Annotated in this window: 5 protein-coding genes; 4 read left to right on the forward strand and 1 reads right to left on the reverse strand. The window is 59.6% G+C overall.

Annotation, left to right across the window (positions count from 1 at the left end):
• Positions 1-209 precede the first annotated feature (209 nt).
• The 3 genes from PRZ01_RS12850 to PRZ01_RS12860 all read left to right on the forward strand — a co-directional run bounded on the left by PRZ01_RS12850 (position 210) and on the right by PRZ01_RS12860 (position 5163).
• Complete coding sequence (locus PRZ01_RS12850) at positions 210-2492, forward strand: patatin-like phospholipase family protein (RefSeq protein WP_273597195.1); 2283 nt, start codon at positions 210-212, stop codon at positions 2490-2492.
• Between the two features lie 113 nt (positions 2493-2605).
• On the forward strand, positions 2606-4165 hold the full coding sequence (locus PRZ01_RS12855) for a methyl-accepting chemotaxis protein (protein WP_273597196.1): 1560 nt from the start codon (positions 2606-2608) through the stop codon (positions 4163-4165).
• Between the two features lie 194 nt (positions 4166-4359).
• On the forward strand, positions 4360-5163 hold the full coding sequence (locus PRZ01_RS12860; protein ID WP_273597197.1) for a substrate-binding periplasmic protein: 804 nt from the start codon (positions 4360-4362) through the stop codon (positions 5161-5163).
• A 140-nt stretch (positions 5164-5303) separates the two neighbouring features.
• Here the strand turns inward: PRZ01_RS12860 and PRZ01_RS12865 are convergent, their stop codons facing one another.
• Positions 5304-6779 carry an alkaline phosphatase family protein gene (locus tag PRZ01_RS12865; protein WP_273597198.1) on the reverse strand — a complete coding sequence of 492 codons (1476 nt, stop codon included), beginning with the start codon at positions 6777-6779 and terminating at the stop codon, positions 5304-5306.
• A 239-nt stretch (positions 6780-7018) separates the two neighbouring features.
• On the opposite strand from PRZ01_RS12865, the gene PRZ01_RS12870 reads away from it, so the two are divergent.
• Positions 7019-8431, forward strand: a complete 1413-nt coding sequence (locus PRZ01_RS12870; protein WP_273597199.1) for a cytochrome-c peroxidase — start codon at positions 7019-7021, stop codon at positions 8429-8431.
• Positions 8432-8751 lie beyond the last annotated feature (320 nt).

An 8751-nucleotide genomic window follows, 5' to 3' on the forward strand; every position in this document is an offset into this window, starting at 1 on the left:
ACTCAATCAACGCGAAACAACGTGGCGCGGCATTCGCCGAAGGAAAACCCAGCGTCTCAACGACGCTGGCAGCCGATACACTCCGGCCCGTTGCAACTGGACCCATGCAGCAGTCAAAGTGCCGCTATAACTGCGCTTGCCGACTGACCTGGCGTCCTCTGAACGAAGCCCTGATTCACCCGTTCACCCTCTTCCTGAAAACGGCCTCCATGACGGATACAGCTGACGCCACTTCTCGACGGGCTTGCCCCTATCGCCGGGCCGTGATCACCCTCCTGCTCGTCAGCCTGCAGATGAGCGCGGCGGCCGCTCAACCGGCGGCAGAAGGGGCGGCTGCGGTCTCTCCGGTCGACGTCAGCACTCCGCCACGACCCAAAATTTGCCTGGTGTTGTCGGGAGGGGGGGCGCGCGGTGCTGCGCACACGGGTGTGCTCAGGGTGCTTGAAGAACTGCGGGTGCCCATCGACTGCATTGCGGGCACCAGCATGGGTGCGCTGGTGGGCGGGGCGTACGCCACCGGCATGAGCGTGGCCGAGATGGACGCCATCAACGCCGGCATCACCGTCGAGAAATTGTTCAAGGAAGAGCCGCCCCGGCAGGAGCTGAACATGCGGCGCAAGACCGACAGCTTCGTCAACTACATCGGGCCGGAGGTTGGCGCCGGCGCCGGTGCGTCCAATCTGGGCAAGGGCCTCGCCACCGGAGTCCAGTTGGAAACGGTCTTGCGGCAATTATCCAAGGTGCAAGGTTACCGGCAGTTCGACGCCCTGCCCATCCCCTTTCGCGCGGTAGCCACGGACTTGGTCACCGGCAAGGCAGTCGTGTTCAAAGAAGGGGAGATGGCCAATGTGATGCGCGCCAGCATGTCGGTGCCGGGCGCCGTGGCGCCTGCCGAGATCCGCGGCATGATGCTGGTGGACGGCATGCTCACCAGCAATTTGCCGGTGGACGCCGCGCGCGCCATGGGCGCTGACATCGTCATTGCCGTCAATGTCGGCACGCCCTTGCTCAAGCGTGAGGCGCTGAACAGCATCGTCGGCGTTGCCGGCCAAATGCTCAGCATCCTGACGGAGCAAAACGTGCAGGCGTCCATCGCATCGCTGAAGCCCAGCGACATTCTGATCTCGCCCGATCTGGGTGATTTCAGCACCGCAGATTTTGATCAACTGGCCAAAATATCGCCCCTTGGCGAGGCAGCGGCACGCGCCGTAGCCGACCGACTCGCCAAGCTCTCACTGCCAGCCGCCGAGTACGCGGCCCTTCGGCAACAGCAGCAGGCACCGCTCGCCGACGATGCCCGCCCAGTGGACGCGATTCGATTCACGCCCATGAAGCGAGTGAACCCGGAGGCGGCTCTGGAAGTGATGACCACACACACCAAACAGCCCATCGATCAAGCGGCGCTCGACGCCGACATGCGGCGACTCTACGGCACCGGGGATTTTGAGCACGTGGGCTACCGCATCGACGACACGCCGGAGCAACGCACGCTGACAGTGGACGCCGAAGAAAAGTCCTGGGGCCCCGACTACCTGCGCTTTGGCCTGGCCATCGACACCGATTTCAGCAGCGGCAATGGCACCTCCTTGCTTGCGACCTATCGCCGCACCTGGCTGAACGCGCTAGGCGCGGAGTGGCGCACAGACTTGCGCCTTGGCGAAGCCAGCAGCCTGAGCAGTGAGTTCTACCAGCCCTTTGACACGCAAGGCGACTGGTTCGTTTCGCCAAACGTCCAAATTGAGCGGCATACGCTGCCCGTCTTCACCCGTGAGACCCGGCTGGCGGTGGTCAAACAAGAATCAGCCCGGTTGGGTGTGGACATTGGACGTTACTTTAACCAGTACGGTGAATTTCGGCTGGGTGTACAGACGGGGTGGATGGAGCGCATGCTGGACACCGGGCCCGATCAGGCCAGGCCCAGCCCCGCGAAGATCCGCCTGGGCTCTGTCGGTGCCCGGGTGCTCATGGACCGCTTGGACAGCGCGCAATTCCCCCGCTCCGGGTGGTACCTCAAAACCTGGGCCTACGCCTCCCGGCCCGAACTTGGGGCGGACCAACGCTACACCAAATGGGAGTTGCAGGTCAGCGGGGTGGCCTCACTGGGCGACAGCACTCTCAATGTCTTGCTGGAGTCGGGCGGTAAATTAGGCAGCGCCGATTTACCCAGCCACGACCTGTTTCAATGGGGCGGTTTTCTGCAACAGTCAGGCTACGCCACAGGCCAGTTGTTGGGCCAGCGTCTCGATTTCGGACGCGTCATGTACTACTCGCGCGTCGCCAAAGGAGGCCTGCTGGCGGGCAAATTCGCCGGGATAAGCCTGGAGCTCGGGCGCATGCGCGGCCCCTTCATGCCGGATGTCTCCGACGGTTGGCGCAAATCCGCCGCCGCCTTTGTTGGCATGGACACGCCGGTCGGGCCCGTCTATTTCGGCTACGGCCGCGCCTCCGACGGACCCGGCAGCTTTTATTTGACGCTCGGCCCCGCGTATTGAGTGCTGGGGCACATCGGTCAAACCCGCTTGACCCCCCGCTAACTCAATGAAAAACTCGAGGCAGTGACTCGGCACGAGTCCCGACCCACAACGTCGCCATGGAAGGAGCGCCCATGAATGGCAGCAATATCAAGATCGGTACCCGCTTGGGCTTGGCGTTTGGGGCAGTACTGTTGATCACCGCGCTGATCTCGCTGGTAGGGGCTTGGCGACTGGGTAGCTTGCGCGAGGCCGCCCACGTGCTGGCCACCGTTGAAATGGACCGCGCTGCATTGACGCAGCGCTGGACCGCAGGAATCAACCTGAACTGGGTGCGCACCTCAGCCGCCCTGCTTGCCAACGACACCGGCTATGTCAGCCGACTGCAAGACGATATGGCCAGCACATCCCAAGCCTTGGGCGAGATGCAAAAGCAACTCGAGCCGCTGATCACCGACGACAAGGGCAAAGCACTGCTCGCCGACATCAGCCGAGCCCGTGAGGCCTACCGCGTCCCCCGTGGCGAGTTGATGAAAAGAAAGCAGGCTGGCGAGGATGTCCATGCCGCACTGCAATCCACCTTGCAACCCTTGGCCACCACCTACCTGGGTCAATTGGATCAGTTGGTCAAGCACATGGACGACCGACTCAAACAAAGCCAAGCCCAAACCGATGCGGTGGCGTCAACAGGGCAATGGGCTTTGGGCATAGGCGCTGTACTGTCCATTGCCGTCGGCCTGGTTTTCGCATGGACCGCCACGCGCGCAATCACGCAACCCATTCAACGCGCAGTGGCTTCCGCTGAGTTGATCAGCGATGGCGACTTGAGTGCCCAGATTGACAGCGTCGGCTCGGACGAGGCGGCGCAGATGCTGCAGGCCTTGGCGGCCATGCGCGACAAACTCTCGCACATCGTCGGAGAAGTCCGCGAGAACGCGGAAGGGGTGTCAAACGCCAGCAGCGAAATTGCGCAAGGCAATCACGACCTGAGCTCCCGCACAGAAATGCAGGCGAGCGCCATTCAACAGACGGCAGCTTCCATGGAAGAGCTGAGCGCCACGGTCAAACAAAACGCAGACAGCGCCCGGCAAGCCAACCAAATGGCCCAAACAGCGTCGAGCGTTGCCATCAAGGCCGGCGACGTGGTCAATGAAGTGGTTGAAACCATGAAGGGCATCAACGACAGCTCCAAGCGCATCGCCGACATCATCGCGGTGATTGATGGCATCGCCTTCCAAACCAATATCCTGGCGCTCAACGCGGCCGTAGAAGCGGCCCGGGCCGGCGAGCAGGGGCGCGGCTTTGCGGTGGTTGCCGCTGAAGTTCGCAGTTTGGCCGGCCGCTCGGCCGACGCGGCCAAAGAAATCAAAACGCTGATCAACACCAGCGTCGATCGGGTGGAGATGGGCAGCAAGCTGGTGGATCGGGCGGGCGTCACCATGACGGAAGTGGTCGACGCCATTCAGCAGTTGACCCACATCATGGGCGAGATCAGCGCCGCCAGCACCGAGCAGAGTTCAGGCGTGGCGCAAATCGGCGGCGCGGTGCAGCAGATGGACCACGCCACGCAACAAAACTCCGCACTGGTTGAAGAAATGGCCGCCGCAGCTGCAAGCCTGCGCAATCAGGCCCAAGCCTTGGTGCAAGTGATGGCCATTTTCAAACTGGTGAAGCCAGGCTTGCCTGCGCAGTAGTGCCTACAGGCGTCGGGAGAACCCACCATTACCCCAAAAATCTCAATCCTGGATCACGCAAATCGACAGCGTTTGGACTTTTCGCATCTGTGCAAATGCGAGATGATTCACGTCAAGGTCTGGCCGCTTTTGCAGGGGCAATCCGGCGCAAGGGTGACCCGCCCCAAAGGACGTGAGTCCAGGGAGTCCATGCCATGAAAATTGCGCACGCACTCGGTTTGTTGCTCGCATCGTTCGCGCTGGTGACCGGGGCCAAGGCCTTCCCTTGCCCGAACAAACCTGTTCGACTGGCGTTTTACCAATATGGTTTGTTGTATTTTGAAAATGCGTCACATGCCGGGCAAGGCATCGACAAAGACGTCGCCGATGAATTGGCTCGCCGCAGTGGATGCAAATTTCAGTTTTCAGTCCAGGCACGCGCGCGCATCTGGAAGGATCTGGAAAGCGGTTGGCTGGACATGACCGTCTCGGGGATCGAGACCCCCGACCGAACTCAGTTTGCTTGGTTTACGCCTTACTTGGCCATGAAGAATTACCTCGTGCTGCGTGCTGATCAAGCCGAAAAAATTCACAGCGCCAACGAACTGCTGAATTCAAACCTGCGGTTTGGCGTGGTCAGGTCTTTCCACCACGGCAGCGCGCAGGACGCCTGGGTCGAGAAATTGCGCCAGGAGAACCGAGTTTCGGAAAGTGTCGATGCCAAGACCACCTTCCTGAAACTCAAAACTGGCCTCATCGACGCCATGTTTTCGCAACCCCTGGTGTACCGCAAGTATCTGGATGACTTGGACATGACGGGCATGGCCGTGGCACTGGACTTGACACCCGACGAGCCCGAACTCCCCCACAACCTGGTGTTGGCGAAGAAGAGCTTCTCTGAAGCCGAGGCCTCCCAGTGGCGCGGCCTGGTCCTTGAAATGCGATACGACGGCACGCTGCGGCAAATTTTTCGCCGCTATGTATCTGAACGTGAAACTGAGCGCTTGTTGAGCTTTTGAACTTTTCACCGCTCTGACGCGCCCAACAAGCACACGCCCGCACGGTGCGCACAAATGCAGCGGGGCGGCCCGGCCAGATTGCTCTGCGCCAAGGCCGCCCCGCTGTCCCGCCCCCGCTGTAAGGCGTCAGGCGTCAAGCATCAAGCGACGAAGATGTCGTTGATCGGGCTCAAGTTGGTCAGTTGTGAGGCCAATTCAGTCTGGCGGACTGAATCGGTACCACCCACCCACTTGGCATTGATCGGATGCGTAGCCGCACTCCAGGCCGCCTTGAAGTCGGCTTTGTAGGTACCCAGGGCGCCGTACATATCCAGCACGGTGGCCAAAACATTCAGGTGGTCCACGCGCGATGCAAATTGGCCTACCTTGACCCGAGAAGTCGGGCCAAAGAACAACGTGGTGATGGTGTCCATCCCGTACATATAGCTGCCGCCCTTGCCCGGGTAGTACTTGGCGATGAGCGCGTCGGTACCCACATTGGCGATACCGTTGGTGGCATCGGTAAAGCCGTCTTCATCGGTGGTGACAATCAGCAAAGCGTCGTTAGCCAAAGCCCAGTCGGCATAAGGCTTGATATTGGCTTTGAGCCAAGCATCGGCCGCGGCCAAAGTGCCGGTATGGATATTGTCCATATTGTTCGGTACCACCAGCGATACCGTGGGCAGCGTGTCAAAGGCGGCGGCGTTACCGTCCTTGTCGACCGTGAAGCCGCGGTACTTGGTTCCGTCCGTGTCCACCGTGTTGGTCATGGCCAAGTTGCTGCTCACGGGCAGGGTGAACCGCAACTTGTCGCTGGCCACCGTCTTGCCGTAGGCCGGGAAGTTGATCCAGTTGATGCCCGGGTTGTGTCGACGGGCGTAACCATCTGCCACACCGGTCGGGTTGGATGCCTTGTCGTTGTAGGAGGGGTAAGGCAGGCTCTCGGAGAACGTCGCGAAAGTCAAACCTTGGTTGATGATGGCGGCGCCCAGATTCGGCGTTGTGAACGGCAACGACACATTGGTATAACTGGTGATCAATTCATTGGAGATACCAATTTCGCCCGTAAAGCTGGGCGCCGGATTGCCGCTGGCATCCACCAAGGTGTTGCCATACTGATCCTGGAATGCCGGCAGCGACGCGCTCGCCATCCGCCCTGAACCCGGCTGCTGGTACCAATCAGGCAAAAAGCCCTGGTTGTGCCCGGAGAACTGGTAGAAATAGTTGGTCTGGCTGCCCCGTGCCGGCAAGGCATGGGTGAATTGCGCACCTTGCGTCCAGCTTGTGGTGGTCGGATTTTTAGGGTCCGCAGCAATCGGCACGCCGCCCTTGGGAATCACGTTGTACGGCGTCGGCGCAGCATACGACTTGGTCAGCACAGCGCTGGCCGCAGCCAATTGGGTCAGATACGGCATATCAGTGCTGCCGATCAACTCTTTGAACGAACGGTTCTCCAAGATCACGATCACCGTCTTGGTGGGCCGCCACCGGGCATCGCTGCTGCCACCGCAAGCACTCAAAATCGACGCACCGACGCCCGACATCAAACCTGCCGCAACCCCGCCCCGCAGCAAGCTGCGCCGGGACACATTGACGGCGGCCTCTGCTGGGAGCGAATTCTTTATGTTTTTTGTCATGGTGTTTTTCTCATCAAATTGCAAAAATAACAATTGAAATCTATCAATTTCAAATTACACAATCGTGACAACGGCAATTAACCTGACAGCAGCTCGCCGCAAACACCATCCCTAAGAAACCAAAAAACCTGTCATCATTTTGACATCTAAAATACATAGAATCCGGCCGCCATTTGATTGAACGACCCTATTAAAGCCAGGCACCCATCAATCAAATTCAATAAATAAAATAATACGAAATGCCTGATCATAAAGAATCACACATTCAAGCGCCCTTATTCAATACTGCGGCAAAGGCGTTGAAAATTCAATGCATTGCGTATTGCGCCTTGTTGTTGGCAGCCTGCGGCGGGGGCGATGCACCAACCCGAGTGCAGTCCGAATCGACGTCCGCAGGCCGCAGCGCCCTCGCTGCCAGCCCGCACTCAGCGCCCTCGACACCCCCATTAAGCCTCTCGGCCCAAGTGGGCCAAAAGCTGTTTTTCGATGCGTCGCTGTCTGCGTCCGGCGCCATGTCTTGCGCCACCTGCCACGACCCCCAACACGCCTATGGCCCGCCCAACGCACGTGCCGTTCAACTCGGTGGGCCCAAGCTCAACTCAGCGGGGCTGCGCGCAGTGCCCTCGCTGCGCTACAAACTGGCAACCCCCGCCTACTCGAATGAACAATTCGACCCCGATGGCGCCGGCGCGCCCGCACCCGGCGGCGGTTTTACATGGGATGGGCGCGCCAACAGCTTGGCAGAACAAGCCGCCCTGCCCTTGTTGAGCCCCCTCGAAATGGCCAACGCCTCGCCCGAGGCCGTGGTCAAAAAAGTTCAGGCAGGCGCCTACGCGCCACTCTTTTTGCAAGCCTTTGGCCCGCAGGCATTTGCCAATGGCGCGACGGCATTCGCCAACATCACGGCCGCGCTACAAGCCTTTCAAAAAGAAGACCCAAGCTTTCGCCCCTACTCCAGCAAGTTTGACCTCTACAACCAGCGCGGCCTGGGAAAACTGAGTACCGCAGAGCTGCGAGGCAAAGCCGTCTTCAACGACCCCAACAGCGGCAACTGTGCGGCCTGCCATCTGCCGGACCTCAATCAGTTCACCGACCACCTATTTGCCGCCATCGGCCCACCCCGCAATTCGGCAATACCCGCCAATGCAATCCTAAGCTATATGGACCTGGGTTTATGCGGCCCGGCTCGCCGCGACCTGAAACCCGCCCACGCCAAAGAAGCCAACCCCTATTGCGGCATGTTCAAAACACCCACGCTGCGCAATGTGGCGACAAGAAGCGTGTTTTTTCATAACGGCGTCATCACTTCGTTGGAACAAGCCATTCGGTTCTACAACACCCGCGACACAAATCCTGAGATTTGGTACCCCACCGTGGGCGGCAAGCCTGTCAAAACGCCCTCCGCCGATTTTCCGACCTATGGCTTGATCACTCAGCAATACCGAGGCGGCAAAGTCCAGAAATTCAACGACCTGCCCGCCAAGTACCACGCAAACATCGACACACAAATGCCGCAAGACGGGCGCAAAGCGGGCTCCAAACCGCCCCTCAGCGAACAAAACATAGCCGACCTGCTGTGCTTCCTCAAAACGCTGACCGACGACTACGTGGCTCCAGCCTCCGAACCCAGCACTGGGCCATGTGTGAATTGATGTGACGGCCAAGCAGTCAATATTCCCTGGCGCGCACCTGGGAATTTGAGACCATCTTAGAGATGATGGCGGGGTGGAGTTGAATTTGCCGGGTGGCTTCGTAAAGCAAACCGTCTATGAAAAGGTAAGGTGGTGCTGTTTGAAATCTTGGAAATTCAATCGGTAGCTGCAATTAGGCTTGCGAACTTTTAGGGAAGGTGGAGCCTGTCAGAAATTTTGTGTGTGAGGCATAGCATGTCGACAAGGAGCATGAATGCCAAGCAAGACAAAACCCACCGCTACGGCGGACCAGGCGGCGCAGCCGCAATTCCAGATCCCCG

This window comes from Roseateles koreensis (genome assembly GCF_028595305.1).
In the GTDB taxonomy this organism is placed as follows: domain Bacteria; phylum Pseudomonadota; class Gammaproteobacteria; order Burkholderiales; family Burkholderiaceae_C; genus Paucibacter_A; species Paucibacter_A koreensis.